14 protein-coding genes are annotated in these 17,362 nt (G+C 48.8%); 9 read left to right on the top strand and 5 right to left on the bottom strand.

Features of this window, described 5'->3' with window-relative positions; all coding sequences use genetic code 11:
• Positions 1 to 37: 37 nt before the first annotated feature.
• Entirely contained in the window at positions 38 to 2,668 is a 2,631-nt protein-coding gene (gene ppc / locus AB8599_RS14715) for a phosphoenolpyruvate carboxylase (protein ID WP_407331613.1), read from the bottom strand.
• 469 nt (positions 2,669 to 3,137) lie between these two features.
• On the opposite strand from ppc, the gene argC reads away from it, so the two are divergent.
• The 4 genes from argC (at position 3,138) to argH (ending at position 8,140) form a co-directional block, all read left to right on the top strand.
• Positions 3,138 to 4,145, top strand: a complete 1,008-nt coding sequence (gene argC / locus AB8599_RS14710) for an N-acetyl-gamma-glutamyl-phosphate reductase (protein WP_407331612.1) — start codon at positions 3,138 to 3,140, stop codon at positions 4,143 to 4,145.
• A gap of 10 nt (positions 4,146 to 4,155) precedes the next feature.
• A complete protein-coding gene (argB, locus tag AB8599_RS14705; RefSeq protein ID WP_407333237.1) occupies positions 4,156 to 4,935 on the top strand; it encodes an acetylglutamate kinase in 780 nt (259 codons plus the stop codon).
• A gap of 74 nt (positions 4,936 to 5,009) precedes the next feature.
• Entirely contained in the window at positions 5,010 to 6,221 is a 1,212-nt protein-coding gene (locus tag AB8599_RS14700; RefSeq protein ID WP_407331611.1) for an argininosuccinate synthase, read from the top strand.
• 41 nt (positions 6,222 to 6,262) lie between these two features.
• Positions 6,263 to 8,140, top strand: coding sequence for an argininosuccinate lyase (argH, locus tag AB8599_RS14695; RefSeq protein ID WP_407331610.1), 1,878 nt, complete (start codon positions 6,263 to 6,265; stop codon positions 8,138 to 8,140).
• Positions 8,141 to 8,229: 89 nt separating this feature from the next.
• On the opposite strand, the gene AB8599_RS14690 is transcribed toward argH, so the two are convergent.
• The 3 genes from AB8599_RS14690 to AB8599_RS14680 form a co-directional block, all read right to left on the bottom strand.
• A complete protein-coding gene (locus AB8599_RS14690; RefSeq protein WP_407331609.1) occupies positions 8,230 to 8,481 on the bottom strand; it encodes a DUF3624 domain-containing protein in 252 nt (83 codons plus the stop codon).
• Positions 8,482 to 8,602: 121 nt separating this feature from the next.
• The gene (locus AB8599_RS14685) at positions 8,603 to 10,054 is read right to left on the bottom strand and encodes a dihydrolipoyl dehydrogenase (RefSeq protein WP_407331608.1); all 1,452 of its coding nucleotides are present in this window, start codon (positions 10,052 to 10,054) and stop codon (positions 8,603 to 8,605) included.
• A gap of 104 nt (positions 10,055 to 10,158) precedes the next feature.
• Positions 10,159 to 10,890: a glutathione peroxidase gene (locus tag AB8599_RS14680; protein ID WP_407331607.1), complete on the bottom strand. Its 732-nt coding sequence runs from the start codon at positions 10,888 to 10,890 to the stop codon at positions 10,159 to 10,161.
• 148 nt (positions 10,891 to 11,038) lie between these two features.
• Between AB8599_RS14680 and oxyR the strand changes: the two genes are divergently transcribed.
• Positions 11,039 to 11,947 carry a DNA-binding transcriptional regulator OxyR gene (gene oxyR, locus AB8599_RS14675; protein WP_407331606.1) on the top strand — a complete coding sequence of 303 codons (909 nt, stop codon included), beginning with the start codon at positions 11,039 to 11,041 and terminating at the stop codon, positions 11,945 to 11,947.
• Between the two features lie 93 nt (positions 11,948 to 12,040).
• On the opposite strand, the gene AB8599_RS14670 is transcribed toward oxyR, so the two are convergent.
• On the bottom strand, positions 12,041 to 14,554 hold the full coding sequence (locus AB8599_RS14670; RefSeq protein WP_407331605.1) for a penicillin-binding protein 1A: 2,514 nt from the start codon (positions 14,552 to 14,554) through the stop codon (positions 12,041 to 12,043).
• Between the two features lie 117 nt (positions 14,555 to 14,671).
• On the opposite strand from AB8599_RS14670, the gene pilM reads away from it, so the two are divergent.
• From pilM to AB8599_RS14650, 4 genes are read left to right on the top strand one after another with little or no spacing between them, the layout of a single operon-like run.
• Positions 14,672 to 15,646 carry a type IV pilus biogenesis protein PilM gene (gene pilM, locus AB8599_RS14665; RefSeq protein ID WP_407331604.1) on the top strand — a complete coding sequence of 325 codons (975 nt, stop codon included), beginning with the start codon at positions 14,672 to 14,674 and terminating at the stop codon, positions 15,644 to 15,646.
• A complete protein-coding gene (locus AB8599_RS14660; protein WP_407331603.1) occupies positions 15,630 to 16,217 on the top strand; it encodes a PilN domain-containing protein in 588 nt (195 codons plus the stop codon). The genes pilM and AB8599_RS14660 overlap by 17 nt, the downstream gene beginning before the upstream one ends.
• Positions 16,207 to 16,800, top strand: coding sequence for a type 4a pilus biogenesis protein PilO (locus tag AB8599_RS14655; protein WP_407331602.1), 594 nt, complete (start codon positions 16,207 to 16,209; stop codon positions 16,798 to 16,800). Before AB8599_RS14660 ends, AB8599_RS14655 begins: the two co-directional genes overlap by 11 nt.
• Entirely contained in the window at positions 16,797 to 17,315 is a 519-nt protein-coding gene (locus tag AB8599_RS14650; RefSeq protein ID WP_407331601.1) for a pilus assembly protein PilP, read from the top strand. Before AB8599_RS14655 ends, AB8599_RS14650 begins: the two co-directional genes overlap by 4 nt.
• The last annotated feature ends 47 nt before the right edge of the window (positions 17,316 to 17,362 follow it).

Below are 17,362 nucleotides of genomic sequence, written 5' to 3'. Positions count from 1 at the left end.
CTTGGCAGCCTTTCTTACTTTTGAGTCATTTTCTCATTTATCCGGTATTGCGCATACCTGCCGCAATACCGGCGATGGTTACCATCAATGCCTCATCGAGTTCCGGGCTTTCCTGTTCCGATGCTCGAGTACGGCTAAGTAGTTCAGCCTGAAGCATATTGAGCGGTTCAACGTAGATGTTACGCAGACGAATCGCTTCTGCTCCCCATGGGTTTTGCTCCATGAGGTGATCACTATTTTCTACCATCAGGACGGCTTTGATATCTTGCGCTAAGCGTGCACGCAACTGCTCACCCAGTGGCCACAGTGACTCATCAACCAATTTCTCGTCATAGTATTTGGCAATCGACGGGCTGGTTTTGGTGAAGACCATTTCAAGCATACCCAACCGCGTTGAAAAGAATGGCCATTCACGACACATTTCTTCTAGCTGCTTCAAGTGGCCATTATCGATGGAGTATTGGATAGCTTGACCTGCACCCAACCAGGCTGGGAGTAGTAGGCGGTTTTGGCTCCATGCGAAAATCCATGGAATCGCGCGTAAGCTTTCTACACCACCATTTGGGTTACGTTTTGCAGGACGTGAACCCAATGGCAGTTTGCCAAGCTCTAGCTCTGGTGTGGTTGAGCGGAAATAAGGAACGAAGTCTTTACTGCCACGCACAACATCGCGATAGGCTTCACAAGAAACGTCACTCAATGTTTCCATCAGGTCGCGCCATTCTTGTTTTGGCTCTGGTGGTGGCAGCAAGTTGGCTTCAAGGATGGCGCTGGCATACAGATTTAAACTGTTGGTGGCGACATCGGGCAAACCCAACTTAAATCGGATCATTTCACCTTGCTCTGTCACGCGCAGGCCGCCTTTCAGGCTGCGTGGTGGCTGAGACAATAGCGCGGCGTGTGCTGGCGCACCGCCGCGACCAATTGAACCGCCACGGCCGTGGAACAGAACAAGGTCAACGCCTGATTTTTCGCATAGCGTAACCAGCGATTCCATCGCTTTGTACTGTGCCCAGCCTGCAGCCATCACGCCGGCATCTTTGGCAGAATCGGAGTAACCGATCATTACCATCTGGAAGTTTTGAATGAACCCACGATACCAATCAATGTTCAGCAGTTGGCTGATCACCAATTCTGCATTGTTCAAATCGTCGAGGGTTTCAAACAATGGGCAAACATCCATGCGGAACGGGCAGCCTGCTTCTTTAAGAAGAAGGTGCACGGCGAGCACATCAGACGCGGTACGCGCCATAGAGATGACGTAAGCGCCTAAGGCTTCACGTGGTTGCTGAGCAACGATACGGCAGGTATCTAATACTTCTTGAACTTCTTCAGACGGCTCCCAATCACGCGGAAGGAGAGGGCGTTTTGAGCTCAATTCACGAACCAAGAACGCTTGTTTGTCTTGCTCGCTCCACTGGCTATAGTCGCCCATACCCAAGCAGCGCGTGACTTCAGATAACACGTCGGCATGGCGGGTGCTTTCTTGGCGGATGTCGAGTTTGATCAGGTTCACGCCGAAGCAGCGAATGCGACGCAAGGTATCAAGAAGCAGACCGTCGGCAATGATGCCCATGCCGCACTCGTGAAGAGATTGATAGCAGGCGTGTAACGGCGTCCAAAGCTGGTCCACATTGGTGAGAATATCTTTTTCATCAATATGCTGGCCTTTGATTTTTGCATCAAGGCAATCTAGTGTGTTGGTGAGCGTTTTTCGCAGAGATTTCAGTATCGCACGATAAGGTTCGTGCTCTTCGCCAGCCATTGCTCGAACGATGTCGTTGCAACGTGTCATCGACAATTCGCTGACCAGCTCTTGAATATCGCCCAGATACAGATCCGCTGCTTTCCAGCGTGATAGTAATAGGACTTCGTGGGTCACTTCTGCGGTAACAAAAGGGTTTCCGTCTCGGTCGCCGCCCATCCAGCTTGAGATCTGAATTGGTGCGGCGTCCACTGGCAGGCTTTTACCAAGGTGACCTTTAAGTTTCTGATCAAACTGGCGCAAGAATTCAGGGACAGCTTGCCATAGGCTGTTTTCGATAACGGCATAGCCCCACTTGGCTTCGTCGAGTGGGGTTGGGCGCTGCTGACGGATAACGTCTGAATGCCAAGCCTGTGCAATCAATTGCTCCAAGCGTAATTCGGCTTTATCACGCTCACTAGACGAAAGGTCGCTGAGTTCTAGCTTAGACAAGCATTTGTTAATCTGAACCAGCTTATGAATGGTAGTACGACGTGCAATCTCAGTTGGGTGTGCAGTCAATACCAGCTCTATCTTCAGGTCATCTACCGCTTTTTCGGCATCGCTGCTGGCGACATCGTTACCTTTTAAACGCTGAAATAAGTCATCCAGCGCATCAGGGCTACAGATAAGCTCTTCACAGTTGCGGGAGATCGAATGGTATTGTTCTGCGATATTGGTCAGGTTAAGAAATTGACTAAACGCACGTGCGACGGGGAGCAATTGATCGTTCGGAAGGCTTTGTAGTACGTCAATGAGCTTGGCGTGGTCGTCATCGCTTCCTGCTGATGCAGATTTCGAAAGCTTACGTATATCTTCTACTTTTGCCAGCAATTCATCACCGTGAGCGCCCTTGATGGTGTTACCCAGCAAATGTCCCAACATGCTAACGTTGCTTTTTAGAGCGTCATACTTGTCATTCATAAGTCATCCATTTCGTAACTTTGTTACATCCAAATTGCAATCGTAATGGCTCAATCTAGCCAATGAGAGCCCCTAAGGTCAATCTTATACGCGCTTAAAATCATACTTTTTCCTGTGCATCCCTGTTCTAACGGGGCGCGCAGCGAGATGTAACAAAATTACACTGAAGTTGAGCGCAATATGTTATCTGTGAGCGTGAGAGAAACTTGGTGTTTTTATTTTATGTATACTGTTGACATCAGTCACTTATCACGCTAAAAAGCACATATAAATTCATTTTAAATGAATAAACAATTATAAAGCTCATTGGATGCAGCGAAAGGTACGATACGAAATGGATAAGTTCTCAACCCCCCTTCTATTGCGACGATGCCGACGTTAATCATAACGTTGGGTGCGTATGCCCCTCCCGCAGCTGAGTGAGCTGAATGTTTCATCTAGTCATAACCAGACAGCAAAATGGATTTATATGTTAAAGACAGTGATCGTCGGTGCCAGCGGTTATACCGGTGCCGAGTTGACCAGAATGGTTCATCTTCATCCCCAACTTGAATTAACCGGCCTTTATGTGTCTGAAAACAGTGCAGATGCAGGGAAGCCGATCAGTGCTCTTCATGGCACATTGAAAGGTTTGATTGATTTGCCTTTGTTGCCGCTAAACAGCGTTGAAAGTGTCGCGAAGAGCGCAGACGTTGTGTTGCTGGCGACGGCCCATGAAGTGAGCCATGACATCGCACCAACCTTTTTGGCGCAAGGCTGCAAGGTGTTTGATTTGTCGGGTGCGTTTCGCGTTCAGTCAGATAGCTTCTACACCACCTACTACGGTTTCGAACACCAGCATTCTGAGTGGCTAGATAACGCGGTATACGGCCTAGCGGAATGGAACCATGAAGCGATTGCAAAAGCGGATTTAATTGCGGTGCCGGGTTGTTATCCAACAGCCTCACAACTTGCGCTTAAGCCACTGATTGATAATGGACTATTGGATCTCAATCAATGGCCTGTGATCAATGCAGTGAGTGGCGTTTCTGGTGCTGGGCGTAAAGCATCCATGACGAGCAGCTATTGCGAAGTTAGCCTTCATGCGTATGGCATATTCAGCCATCGTCATCAGCCTGAGATTGCAACACACCTCGGCTGTGATGTGATATTTACGCCTCATCTTGGTAATTTCAAACGCGGTATTCTCGCAACCATTACAGCAAAGTTGGCTGATGATGTGACAGAATCCGCAGTGTCTGAAGCACTTGAAAGCGCGTATCAAGATATGCCATTAGTGCGTCCTCTGGGTGCGGGGCAAAGTGCGAGATTGCAATCGGTTCAACATACAGGATTTTGCGATATCGGCTGGTCAGTGAAAGGGCAGCATGTGATTTTGACTTCTGCTATCGATAATTTGCTAAAAGGCGCGGCGAGCCAAGCCATGCAGTGCATAAACATTCGTTTTGGGTTTGCGCCATTAACGGCGATTGTGTAGGAGAGTCATGATGAGTTTACGACCATTGGTAGTGAAACTGGGTGGTGCAGCGCTTTCTTGCACTGAAACCTTGGAAAAGCTGTTCAATGCCATTGCTGCATACAAGGCCTCTGCTCATCGTGAGATTGTGATAGTTCACGGTGGTGGCTATTTGGTGGATGACCTGATGAAGGCATTGAACCTCAAGGTCGAGAAAAAGCAGGGTTTACGCGTCACACCAAAAGATCAGATTAACGTGGTTGCGGGTGCGCTGGCAGGTACCGCCAATAAATTGCTGCAAGGGCAAGCGGTAAGAAGCGGTATTGATTCGGTTGGCCTCAGCTTGGCGGATGGCGGATTGTGCCAAATCACGCAACTGGATCCTGAATTGGGTCATGTTGGTAAAGCGACACCGGGTAGCTCTGCGTTGTTGCAAGCGATTTTGGCCACTGGCTGCGTGCCAATCATCAGCTCGATTGGGCTTGATGCGAATGGTGAACTGATGAACGTGAATGCGGATCAGGCGGCGGTTGCGGTTGCAGCGACACTGGACGCTGAGTTGGTGTTGCTCTCTGACGTGAGTGGCGTACTGAACGGTAAAGGCAAGTTGATGCCTGCACTTGATGCAAAATTGGCAGATGAATTAATTGAAAGCGGCGTGATCACCGACGGCATGATCGTCAAAGTGAAAGCGGCGTTTGAAGCGGCAAACGCGTTAGGTCGTCCGATTGAAGTGGCGAGCTGGCGTTACCCTGAGCGACTGGCTGATTTATTCAGCGGCGGCAATATCGGTACCCGTTTCACTGTTTAACTGAATTTATATCTATTTATTAATGTCGTTCGCCGCCTGTACTGACCGTCAGAGCGGTAACAAGGAGAGTTACTATGAGCACTATTAAGAAGGTTGTACTTGCGTATTCTGGCGGTCTCGACACGTCGGCGATCATTCCATGGCTAAAAGAAAACTATGACTGTGAAGTTATCGCGTTCGTGGCAGATGTGGGTCAGGGCGAAGAAGAGCTGGTCGGCATTGAAGAAAAAGCCATCGCTTCTGGTGCATCAGCGTGTTACATCGCTGATCTGAAAGAAGAAATGGTGGCGGAATACATTTACCCGAGCCTGAAAACCGGTGCCATGTACGAGGGCAAATATTTGCTAGGTACCTCCATGGCGCGTCCTATCATCGCGAAAGCGCAGGTTGAATGTGCGCTTGAAGTGGGTGCTGATGCCTTATGTCATGGCTGTACGGGTAAAGGTAACGACCAAGTGCGTTTTGAAAGCGCATTTGCTGCACTGGCACCGCATTTGAAAGTCATTGCGCCATGGCGTGAGTGGGATCTTCGTAGCCGTGAAGCCCTACTGGACTATTTGGCAGAGCGTAATATTCCGTGTACGGCAAGCCTTGAGAAAATCTACAGCCGTGATGCTAACGCTTGGCACATCTCTACTGAAGGCGGCGTTCTGGAAGATACGTGGAACCAACCTAACGAGCTTTGCTGGGTTTGGACGGTTGATCCTGAGCAAGCGCCAGATCAATCTGAAACAGTTACCTTGTTGGTAGAAAAAGGCGAAGTGGTCGCGGTTGACGGTCAGGCAATGTCCCCGTATCAAGTTCTCACAACGCTAAATGAAAAAGGTTCACGCCATGGTGTGGGTCGTATCGATATCGTTGAAAACCGTTTGGTGGGCATGAAGTCTCGTGGTTGTTATGAAACCCCAGGCGGCACCATCATGATGGAAGCGCTGCGTGGCGTTGAACAACTGGTATTGGACAAAGATTGCTTCGAGTTCCGTGAAGAATTGGGCTTGAAAGCGTCTCACCTGATTTATGATGGTCGTTGGTTCACACCACTGTGTAAGTCCATTTTAGCGGCTGCCGATGAGTTGGCAGAAGCGGTCACCGGTGAAGTGGTAGTGAAACTGTATAAAGGACAGGCTACAGTAGTGCAGAAGCGCTCGATCAACAGCCTGTATTCGGAAGAATTCGCAACCTTTGGTGAAGATGATGTTTACGATCACAGCCATGCGGGTGGCTTTATCCGTCTCTACTCGCTGTCGAGCCGCATTCGCGCGCTGAACGAAAAAAAGCAAAAATAGACAGCAAGCTTGGAAGCAATAGAGATTAAGGAGAAGTAAATATGGCGTTATGGGGCGGAAGGTTTAGTCAGGCAGCCGACACACGTTTTAAGCAGTTTAATGATTCGTTGCGTTTTGACTATCGCCTCGCGGAGCAGGACATTGTGGGGTCTATCGCTTGGTCTAAAGCGTTGCGCTCAGTGGGTGTGCTGACAGAACAGGAGCAACAACGTTTAGAGCTAGCGCTAAACGAAATCAAGTTGGCTGTGATGGAAGACCCTGAGCAGATCCTGCGCTCCGATGCCGAAGACATTCATAGCTGGGTTGAGCAGCAGCTGATTGCCAAAGTCGGTGACTTGGGTAAAAAGTTGCACACGGGTCGTTCGCGTAACGATCAGGTGGCGACAGATCTTAAGCTTTGGTGTCGTCAGCAGGGCCAGCAACTCCTTCTTGCATTGGACAAGCTGCAAAATCAGATGGTTCAGGTTGCGGCAGTTAATCAAACCACCGTATTGCCTGGCTATACCCATTTGCAGCGTGCGCAACCTGTAACGTTTGCTCATTGGTGTCTCGCGTATGTCGAAATGTTTGAGCGTGACTACTCGCGCTTAAACGATGCGCTGACTCGCCTAGATACCTGCCCATTGGGTTCTGGAGCATTGGCAGGGACTGCGTATCCTATCGACCGTGAAGCCTTGGCGCATAGTCTTGGTTTTCGTCGTGCAACCCGTAATAGCTTAGATTCTGTGTCTGACCGTGACCATGTGATGGAGCTGATGTCTGTCGCTTCTGTCTCTATGCTTCATCTCTCGCGTATGGCAGAAGATCTGATCTTCTATAACTCGGGCGAGTCGAACTTTGTTGAGTTGGCAGATACGGTGACATCGGGCTCATCCTTGATGCCACAGAAGAAAAACCCAGATGCCCTTGAGTTGATTCGTGGTAAGACAGGCCGCGTGTTTGGTGCCATGTCCGCCATGATGATGACAGTGAAGGCACTGCCGTTGGCTTACAACAAAGACATGCAGGAAGACAAAGAAGGCCTGTTTGACGCGTTAGATACGTGGTTTGACTGTATCGAAATGGCAGCGCTTTGCTTTGATGGCATCAAAATCAACAAAGAACGTACCTTGGAAGCGGCCATGCAAGGCTACTCTAACGCCACAGAGCTAGCTGACTACTTGGTTGCTAAAGGCATTCCCTTCCGCGAAGCGCACCATATTGTGGGTGTTGCTGTTGTTGCCGCCATCGAAAAAGGTTGTGCACTGGAAGAGCTGTCGCTGGATGAGATGAAACAGTTCTCGAGCGTGATTGATGAAGATGTCTATCCGATCCTAACTATTGAATCCTGCCTTGAAAAACGCAGTGCATTGGGCGGCGTAGCGCCAACTCAAGTGGAATATGCCATCAGTCAGGCCGAGAAGCGCCTTGATAAGCGTTACTCTCCGCGTGTGAAAGTACGTGGTGCGAGATTGACTGACCTTGATGCGATCGAAGGCATGGTGGTTTACTGGGCAGGACTGGGTGAAAACTTGCCACGTGAACGTAATGAGTTAGTGCGCGATATTGGCTCGTTTGCGGTTGCTGAACACCAAGGTGAAGTGACGGGTTGTGCGTCTTTGTATGTGTACGACTCAGGTCTTGCAGAAGTGCGTTCATTGGGCGTAGAGGCAGGCTGGCAGAACCAAGGCCAAGGTAGCGCTATCGTTCAGCATCTTTTGAAGAAAGCCAAAAACATGGCCATCAAGAAAGTGTTTGTGCTGACGCGTGTTCCTGAGTTCTTCATGGGACAGGGCTTTATTCCAACCTCGAAATCTTTGTTGCCAGAGAAAGTGATGAAAGATTGTGAGCTTTGCCCGCGCTTGCATGCGTGTGATGAAGTTGCTCTTGAGTTTACTTTTGACCAAGACAGACTGATTGCGAAAGCAAACGTCGCGTAAATGGTGAGAATAACAAACATGAAAAAACCGGCTTCGGCCGGTTTTTTGTTTTCAGCTTAGTGACTTCAGCGCTTTGATGGTGTCGGAGTTCACTTTTTTGTTGCTGGCTCGCCCCGACGAAACGGCATCAAGATCAAATGAAGTATGAGCAAGATTGCGCTCGCGCCGCCTGCAAATAATAACGTAATCGATTCGATGGACTTGGGCGTGTCGCTAAACCACACCAACCAAATTGGCCAAAGCACTAGGTTCATGATAGCAAGCTGGATCATGCAGCGCTTACAGCGACCGAGTTTGGCGCGAATGGAAAGGGATGCATCTTGGCAAAATCGGCAGCTCATTTATGTGTAGCCCTAAAACTATCAACTGCTTGCAGCCTACAAATAAAAAAGCCCTCCGTAAAGGAGGGCAAAGTGCAAGTTTACAAATAAACGAATACGTGTGTATTCCAATAAGGGGAAATTAACAACCCGGACCACAGTCCAGACAATGTTTAATCATTTCAGGACCTAGGTGTAGCTTTGCATTCAGGTCACGAAGGGCGGTGCGCACGCCTTCTTCAATCACAGGGTGGTAGAAAGGCATATCTAGCATCTGTGAAATGGTCATTTGGTTTTGGTGTGCCCAAGCAAGTAAGTGAGCCAAATGTTCGGCGTTCGGGCCCATCATTTCTGCGCCCAAGAAACGGCCTGTTCCTTGCTCGCCATATACATTTAGCATGCCTTTGTTACGCAGCATCACTCGCGAGCGGCCTTGGCCTTCAAATGACACAGTACCGATTTCAAAGCATCCACATGTGCCAAGACGGGTCGTGATTTCTTTGTAGGTTTCACCCACCATCGCGATTTGTGGATCAGAGAATACGGCTGAGATTTTACTCCTACGCAGACCCGCACGGATATCCGGGAAACGCCCTGCGTTGTCACCCGCAATTCGGCCCTGGTCAGCGGCTTCATGCAGCAGAGGAAGTTGGTTGCTCGCATCACCGGCAATGAAGATAGAGTCAACACTGGTTTGCATGGTATAGAAGTCTGCGGTTGGAACGCCGCGGGCATCCAGTTCCATGCGGGTGTTTTCGATATCTAGCTTGTCGACGTTCGGGCGACGACCCGTTGCGGCTAGCACGTAATCAACGACCATGTGTTGCTGCTCGCCTTGCTTGTCGAGGTAACGAATATGAACTTTGTCGCCTTCACGAACCATCTCTTCAACCTTGGCATCGGCATCAAGGTAAAACTCTTCATTGAAGGCTTTGTCGGCATATGCCATCACGGTTGGGTCAGTAAGAGGGCCAACTTGACCGCCAACACCAAATACTTTCACTTCCACGCCAAGGCGGTGGAGTGCTTGACCAAGTTCTAAGCCGATCACGCCTGGGCCAAATACAGCAACCGATTCAGGCAAATCGTCCCAATCAAAAACGTCATCGTTGATGATCAAACGATCGCCTAGGTCATTCCAAGGGGCTGGCCACGTTGGGCGAGAGCCGGTTGCAATAACCACGCGTTTGGCTTCAATACGAGTATGGCCATCAACCACCAGCGTATTGTTATCAATGAATTTCGCGTAGCCAGCAATTTTGTCTTCAGCAGGGATTTCATCAACGCCTTCCAAGACAAAACCAACGAAGCGGTCACGTTCGCGTTTTACGCGATCCATCACTTCACGACCGTTGATTTTAATTTCACCTTGAAGATGCACACCAAAGCCCGGTGCTTTCTCGATATTGTGAACCGCTTCAGCGGCGGCGATGAGCAGTTTAGAAGGCATGCAACCAACGCGAGCACACGTTGTGCCGTAAGGGCCACCTTCGATCATGACGACATTATTCGTGTGTGCTTTAGCAGCGCGGTAAGCGCCTAGTCCTGCGGTACCACCACCAATCACTGCTACATCAACATTCAAGGTTTTCATTGTTCTTCTCCAGATGAAACAAATTCCAGAAGGCGCGATAAAAAGTTACTTAACTTAAATAGTGAGGGCAGCGTGTGCTGCCCTCGAAATGGTGAATGTTGAGATTAAGCGAGGTACGCTTCTAGCTCTTCACTGCCACCAATGTGCTTACCACCGATGAAGACTTGCGGTACGGTTGCACGACCACTGATTGCACGAAGGCTCACTGTGGTTGCATCTTTGCCAAGTACAATTTCTTCGTACTGTAACTTGTTATCGATCAGAAGCTGTTTCGCTTTCGAACAGAACGGACAACCTGGTTTGCTGAATACCGTAATGGATTCTTGCAGCTTATGTTCTGGTGCAATGTATGCCAGCATAGTGTCAGCGTCAGACACTTTGAACGGGTCACCTGGCTCGTTTGGCTCGATGAACATTTTCTCTACCACGCCGTCTTTAACCAGCATGCTGTAACGCCATGAACGTTCACCAAAACCGATATCATCTTTTGCGACAGCCATGCCCATGCCGCGAGTAAATTCTGCGTTGCCGTCAGGGATGAAAGTAATGTTCTCTGCGTCTTGATCTGCTTTCCAAGCGTTCATCACGAAGGTGTCATTCACTGACACGCACAGAATGTCATCAACGCCGTGCTCTTTAAATACTGAGTGCAGTTCGTTGTAGCGTGGCAGGTGAGTCGATGAACACGTTGGTGTAAATGCACCTGGTAGGCTGAATACAACAACGGTTTTACCTGCAAACAGCTCATCAGTGGTGACATTCACCCATGCATCACCTTGACGAGTTGGGAAAGTAACGCTTGGGATTTTTTGACCTTCTTTATTAATCAGTTCCATGGTGTAGCCCCTTAAATAATAATTGTTTTTTCAGTTCTTTAATCCGGTGTTTCCGGTTGATGTGGTTATATTATGTCGATAGGGGTAGATAGATCTAATTGATTAGGTTTATCATTTTAATAAGTGAAATCTATCAATGGGGTGTGGCGTGAATATCCGTGATCTTGAATACTTGGTTGCTTTGTCTGAGCATCAGCACTTTCGCAAAGCCGCAGAGGCGTGTTTTGTTAGCCAGCCCACCTTGAGTGGACAGATACGCAAGCTCGAAGATGCGCTTGGCGTTATGCTGTTGGAGCGCACGAGTCGCAAAGTGCTGTTTACTGATGCAGGGATGCAGCTTGTTAGGCAAGCGCAAAAAATCTTAATGGAAGTAAAAGTGCTGGAAGAGATGGCAAGCCAACAAGGGGAGGAAATGTCGGGCCCCTTGCATGTAGGCTTTATTCCCACGATTGGTCCGTATCTCTTGCCCTATATTGTGTCGGCAATCAAACAGACCTTCCCTGAGCTGGAGCTTTTTTTGCATGAGGCGCAAACCCATCAACTGGTGCAACAACTTGATGAAGGCAAGATCGATTGTATTATTGTGGCCACGGTAAAAGAGACTGAGCATTTTAAAGAAATTCCGCTTTACCTGGAGCCTATGCTGTTGGCCGTGCCGGAAAGTCACCGTTGGGCAAAAGAAAAAGAAATCCCAATGCCTGAATTGCATGGCGAAAATTTATTAATGCTTGCTGATGGGCACTGCTTGCGCGATCAAGCGCTGGGCTTTTGCTTTGCGGCAGGTGCAAAAGAAGACACACGATTCCGTGCGACCAGCCTAGAAACATTGCGAAATATGGTGGCGGCTGAAACAGGTATCACCTTACTGCCTAAGTTATCCGTACCGAAAAGCATGCACCGTGATGGCGTGGTTTATATTAAGGCGGTTGACCCAGAGCCCAAACGGCTTGTCACCTTGGATTACCGTCCAGGTTCACCGTTACGAACACGCTATGAAAAACTGGCTGTTGTGATTGCGGATTCAATGAAAGAAGTTTGTGATCCAGTAACCAGCTAGACAACATGAGTGGCTAGAAACAACAAAGGCGCCATCAGCGCCTTTGTTGTTTTTGGGTGTTTATGTCGCAAGTATTCAGAAACAGATTGGCAATTAAAACAGCTCCTCGCCGCCGGATTCGTAAATATTGCCACCGTTTGATGCAGCGGCTGACACATACTCCGTCGGCTCGGTGCCTTTTTCAAAGTACTCGAACATTGAGCTAGCATCATTTTTACGGGTTAGCAGGCCAGTATCGCGGTCGATACGTACTTTAACGATATCTGATGGCACATCCTTGCGTTGTTCAGGCACATCAACCAATGCGTCGACCATAAAATCAATCCAAGCGGGTTGGGCTGTTTTTGCCCCAGCTTCTCCGCCTGACGCCTGTTCGTTGCCCAGGTTCGCATTGTGTGACGTTTTCCCGAGGTTGCGTGAGTGATCATCAAAACCTACCCATACGGTCGCAACAAGACCCGGTGCGAAGCCTGTGTACCACGCATCTTTTGAGTCGTTAGTCGTACCCGTTTTACCACCGATATCACGTCGATTCAGCGGTTTTTGTGCGCGCCAGCCCGTACCGTTCCAGCCCGTACCTTGACGCCAATCACCACCACCCCAAATGTTTGCTTCCAGCATTTCTCGTACCAAAAATGCATTCTGATCGCTGATCACTTTAGGAGCAAACTCCGGTTCGTTTTCCATGTCCGCAGTTTGATCTAGCAAGTTTTCCTCTTCCATCAAGTTTGAAGAGTCACGCTTGTTGGCAAGGCGGTCGCAGTTCTCATGACAAATGGTTTGTGGGTTGGCGTTGTATTCCAACTTACCAAATGCATCTTCGACTTTTTCGATGTAGTACGGTTTTAGGTAATACCCGCCGTTAGCAAACACACCAAAACCTTGCGCCATTTCCATCGGCGTTAAGCTACCCGCACCCAATGCGAGGGCTTCGGCACGCGGTAAATCATCACGCTTAAAGCCAAAGCGGGTCAGAAAATCGATGGTTTCATCCAGTCCAACTCGACGAAGTACACGCACCGCCATGACGTTCTTTGATTGTGCTAAGCCGATACGAGCACGGGTTGGACCATCATACGTTGGTGGAGAATTCTTCGGACGCCACGCAACGCCTTGGCTTGAATCCCAGCGGTTTATCGGGGCGTCATTGATCAGTGTCGCCAGTGTCATACCTTGATCAAGTGCTGCGGAGTAGATGAATGGTTTGATGCTGGAGCCCACCTGACGGATAGATTGGGTCGCGCGATTGAACTTGCTATGGACAAAGTTAAAACCGCCCACCAGTGCTTTAACTGCGCCATTTTCTGGCGAGATAGCCACCATGGCTGTGTTGGCGTCCGGCACTTGGCTGAGATGCCACGCATCACCCACTTGTTGTACCCAGATTTGCTCACCCGCACTCAGCACATCAGCGGCCTGTTTTGGCGCAGAGCCTTGACGCGTATCGGTGATATAACGTCGTGCCCATTTCATGCCATCCCAAGGGAGCGTAGCAATATCGCCATTTTGAAGTTCAACCTCGGCGGTTTTCTCGTCCACCTTGATAACGACAGCAGGTTTAAGTTCGCCATAGGTTGGTTGGTTGTTGAGGTGCGCTTTGATTTTTTCAGCATCCCAAGGCGTGGTTTTGTCTTTCCACAGTGTGGCAACAGCGCCGCGATAACCATGGCGTTGGTCATACGCGAGCAAGTTGCTGATAGCGGCTTTCTGTGCCGACTCTTGCAAGCGTGAATCTACCGTGGTGTAAACCTTCATGCCTGATTCGTAAACGGCTTCCCCGTATTTTTCAACGGCCCATGCACGAGCTAATTCCGCAACGTACGGAGCATTAAGCTCGATTTCAGCACCGTGGTAACGAGCAATTAACGGCTCATTTCGAGCCTGTTCGTATTCAGAGCGAGTAATGTAGCCTTCATCCAACATGCGTTTGAGCACCACGTTACGGCGATTGGTTGCACGTTCCACGGAGTAAAGAGGGTTCATGGTTGATGGCGCTTTTGGCATACCCGCTAGGGTGGCGATTTCACTTAGGGTGAGATCATCCAAATCTTTACCAAAGTAGACACGTGCTGCGGCGCCAAATCCATAGGATCGATAGCCCAAGAAAATTTTGTTGACGTAAAGCGTCATGATTTCTTGTTTTGTCAGCAATTGTTCAATGTGAATGGCGATGAAAATCTCTTTGATTTTACGCATGATCTTCTTCTCGTTGGAGAGGAAGAAATTACGTGCCAATTGCTGGGTAATTGTACTCGCACCTTGTTTAGCGGATCCGGACATTGCGACCACAACTGCTGCGCGGGTAATACCAATGGGATCAATGCCGGGATGCTCATAAAAACGACTGTCTTCCGTCGCGATAAGTGCATCCATCAAACTTTTGGGGATTTGATCGTAAGTGACTGGAATGCGGCGCTTTTCACCAAACTGAGATATTAATTTGCCATCTGAGCTAAATACCTGCATAGGTGTTTGCAGTTCGACATCTTTGAGGGTGGCTACATCTGGCAATTCAGGTTTTACATAGATATAAAACCCAAAGATTGTACCCACTCCAAATAATATGCAAATCAATGCAAGGATAAGCAGTCGCTTAATGAACTTCACTTGATATTTCCCGTCACGTTTTTTGTCGAACCATCAGATCGATTAGTGTCGCTAGTATAAAGACAACTGAACAAAAAATAACGGATCTGCAAAGAGAACTTTCAAAAAAGTTACTTGATGCTGACTTTTAAGAAGGTAGCACTGCAAATGTTTGGTGTAACAACAACAGTGGGCATTGATATTGGCACGAGTACAGTGCGCGCCGCCTTACTTCAACAAGGTAGCAAATCAGTGACGTTAAAAAAGCTTCTCATTGCGCCTTATGAGGCAGAGACATTGGAAGCTGTTTTAAAAGGATTAAAAAAGCAAATTGGCAAAGCATGTTTAATGCCTTGGCACCGACCGAAACACCAAATCATGGGGATACCGCAAAGCAGTGTTGCGGTAAAACGCTTTCCGCCGCTCTCTGATCTGCCAGATCATGAGCAATTTGTTCAAGTGGGGCTGCAGCTTTCTGAAAGTCTTGGATTGCCCCTGGATGAACTCCTCTATGACTATTACGCCCTAGAAGACAAAAGCGCGACAGAAGTTTATGCCTGCCGAAAGTCCATGCTTAATGAAACGCTCAACGGGCTCGAAAATGCGGGTTTTGAGTTATCGGTGATTGAGTTGCATACCCAAGCGCTCATGCGTTTATATCGTGTGCAATCTGGTCAGCAACTAGCGCAGGGCTTGGGTTTGCTTGTTGATGTAGGCAGAGAGCGTTTGCAAATTTGTATGGGCGATGAAAAGACAGGGCAGTTCTACCGAGAGCTGCCAACTCCGGCTTTACCCAGTCTTTCTGACGCCAAGCTGGCGCGAGAGCACTTTACTGAACAGCTTGCAGATGTCATTAAACGTCACTATCAACTTGCTGCGACTCAGCTTTCTGGCACTGAGGTTTCACATGTTTGGTTGTCGGGTGAATGCGCAAAGAATGTTGATATCTTTTTGCTGGAGACATATTTGTCTTGGCCGACTCAAGCGCTTAATCCGCTTCAAGGATTGTCCTACTCACCGCATTTCATCGAGCAACTCAATGAGCCTGTCAGTGCTTGGTCTACCGCGATTGGTCTAGCACTTAGAGGGGTCTCCCATGATCGTCAGTATTAATCTACTGCCATGGCGGGAGATTGAACGCCGAGCTACTCGTCGCCGCTTTTTCCACAAAATGGCGATAGCGGTTGTCGTCGTGATTGCCTGTGTAGGCATGTCTCGTTGGGTGATTGCCCAGCAATTGAATATCCAAGAAACGCGTAACGCGCGGCTGCAAACTGAAATTAACAGTTTAAACAGTACCTTGCGTGCTTTTGCGAAACGTGAGATCGAGCGCGATACCTTGCAACGTCGTTTAACCTTGGTTAATTCGTTGCAAAAGCAGCGCAACAATACGACTAAGCTTTTCAATCTATTGCCTCAGATAACCCCTGATGGGGTTGTGCTCGATAAAGTGTCTATGACTTCCGGCAAAGTGAGTATTCAAGGACGAAGTCGCTCAAACGCGCAGTTGGCTAGTTTTTTAGCATTGCTTGAAAACGATATGGGCGCTGATAACGTGCAGATCCATTCCATCATTAGCGATTCATCGAGCCCTACTTTGGTAGAGAAGCGATTTAACGCAACGTTTGAACTGGTGGGGTATGTTGTCCCCAACTTGCCGCAGGAGAACAAGGATGGCCGCTGATTGGCGTGATTGGGAAATTGATGAAATCCCCGAATGGCAAACGGTGGCACAAAATGTGTTGCTTGGCGTTTTAGCGGTAGCTTTGTTCGCTGCCAGCCTGTTCTTTATCTTGCTGCCTGCGCATGAAGACGTTGAGCTTGCGAAGCAAGAGGAAGTTCTGCTTCGTACACAGTTTCGCATTAAAGCAGAGCAAGTCGCCGCCTTGCCGGATGTGGAAGAGCAAGTTCAGGAGCTTCAACGCTACTATGCGCGTTTGACGCAGCAACTCCCTGCGGAAGATGAACTAGCGCTGTTACTCGCGGGGATTAATGATACCGGGCTTCAATATAATTTGAATTTTGAGCGCCTCAATTGGCGCGACAGTAAGCGTGTCGGTTGGCTACATCAAGTACCGCTTGAGATTGAACTCAATGGTAACTATCGCGACATAGGGCAATTTTCTGCTGCACTTGCTCGTTTGCCGCGCATTGTCGCGTTACAAGACTTCACCGTATCACGCGTTGAAAAGCGAAACGACCTGCGTTTTGTCGTCACTGCACATACTTATCGATATGAAAACGAGAATGTTGAGGGGGCTGAATGAGATACCTCGTTGCGCTAATGTCGATGCTGGCACTCTCAGGCTGTATGCAAAACGAAACATCGCAAGATTTGGATCGTTTCATTGTGCAGACTTATGCCTCTGCGGAAGTCACGGCGACCCCATTGCCGCCAGAGCCAACCTATCAAGCTTTGTCGTTTGAGCCTTTGGTCGATTCCGACCCCTTTGTGTTACCCATCGCAGAGCAAGAAGACAGATTGGCAAAAGGCGATTGCTGGCAGCCTAATGACTTACCAAGTAGAGATACCTTAGAAGGGTATGAGCTAACTTCGTTGGGCTTTAAAGGCGTGATTGGCTTGCCGGGCAGTTATTGGGCTCTGGTCGAAGCACCGGATAATACACTGCACCGTGTGGGGCTGGGACGTGTGATTGGCAACAATCGTGGTCGTGTCGACAGTATCAGTCCGAACACACTATCCATTACAGAGCATTTGCCGGACGGCCTCGGCTGCTGGCAAGTACGTAACGTCAGATTGGCACTAAATAACAATAAATAAGGGTAAACAATGAAAAGCCTGAGGAAAGGACGCCAAGGCATGGTTAG

The sequence above is a fragment of the Enterovibrio litoreus genome (assembly GCF_045679545.1).
Lineage (GTDB): Bacteria > Pseudomonadota > Gammaproteobacteria > Enterobacterales > Vibrionaceae > Enterovibrio.
The sequence above is the reverse complement of the archived record's forward strand: the minus strand, read 5'-3'. Positions and strand labels throughout refer to the sequence as shown.

Excerpts from the sequence above, each read along its gene's own strand:
- AB8599_RS14690 (WP_407331609.1), bottom strand. The coding sequence starts at position 8,481 with ATGAGCTGCCGATTTTGCCAAGATGCATCCCTTTCCATTCGCGCCAAA.
- pilM (WP_407331604.1), top strand. The coding sequence starts at position 14,672 with ATGCTGACTTTTAAGAAGGTAGCACTGCAAATGTTTGGTGTAACAACA.
- argB (WP_407333237.1), top strand. The coding sequence starts at position 4,156 with ATGAGTTTACGACCATTGGTAGTGAAACTGGGTGGTGCAGCGCTTTCT.
- argH (WP_407331610.1), top strand. The coding sequence starts at position 6,263 with ATGGCGTTATGGGGCGGAAGGTTTAGTCAGGCAGCCGACACACGTTTT.
- AB8599_RS14700 (WP_407331611.1), top strand. The coding sequence starts at position 5,010 with ATGAGCACTATTAAGAAGGTTGTACTTGCGTATTCTGGCGGTCTCGAC.
- AB8599_RS14655 (WP_407331602.1), top strand. The coding sequence starts at position 16,207 with ATGGCCGCTGATTGGCGTGATTGGGAAATTGATGAAATCCCCGAATGG.
- AB8599_RS14685 (WP_407331608.1), bottom strand. The coding sequence starts at position 10,054 with ATGAAAACCTTGAATGTTGATGTAGCAGTGATTGGTGGTGGTACCGCA.
- AB8599_RS14660 (WP_407331603.1), top strand. The coding sequence starts at position 15,630 with ATGATCGTCAGTATTAATCTACTGCCATGGCGGGAGATTGAACGCCGA.
- argC (WP_407331612.1), top strand. The coding sequence starts at position 3,138 with ATGTTAAAGACAGTGATCGTCGGTGCCAGCGGTTATACCGGTGCCGAG.
- ppc (WP_407331613.1), bottom strand. The coding sequence starts at position 2,668 with ATGAATGACAAGTATGACGCTCTAAAAAGCAACGTTAGCATGTTGGGA.
- AB8599_RS14680 (WP_407331607.1), bottom strand. The coding sequence starts at position 10,890 with ATGGAACTGATTAATAAAGAAGGTCAAAAAATCCCAAGCGTTACTTTC.
- AB8599_RS14650 (WP_407331601.1), top strand. The coding sequence starts at position 16,797 with ATGAGATACCTCGTTGCGCTAATGTCGATGCTGGCACTCTCAGGCTGT.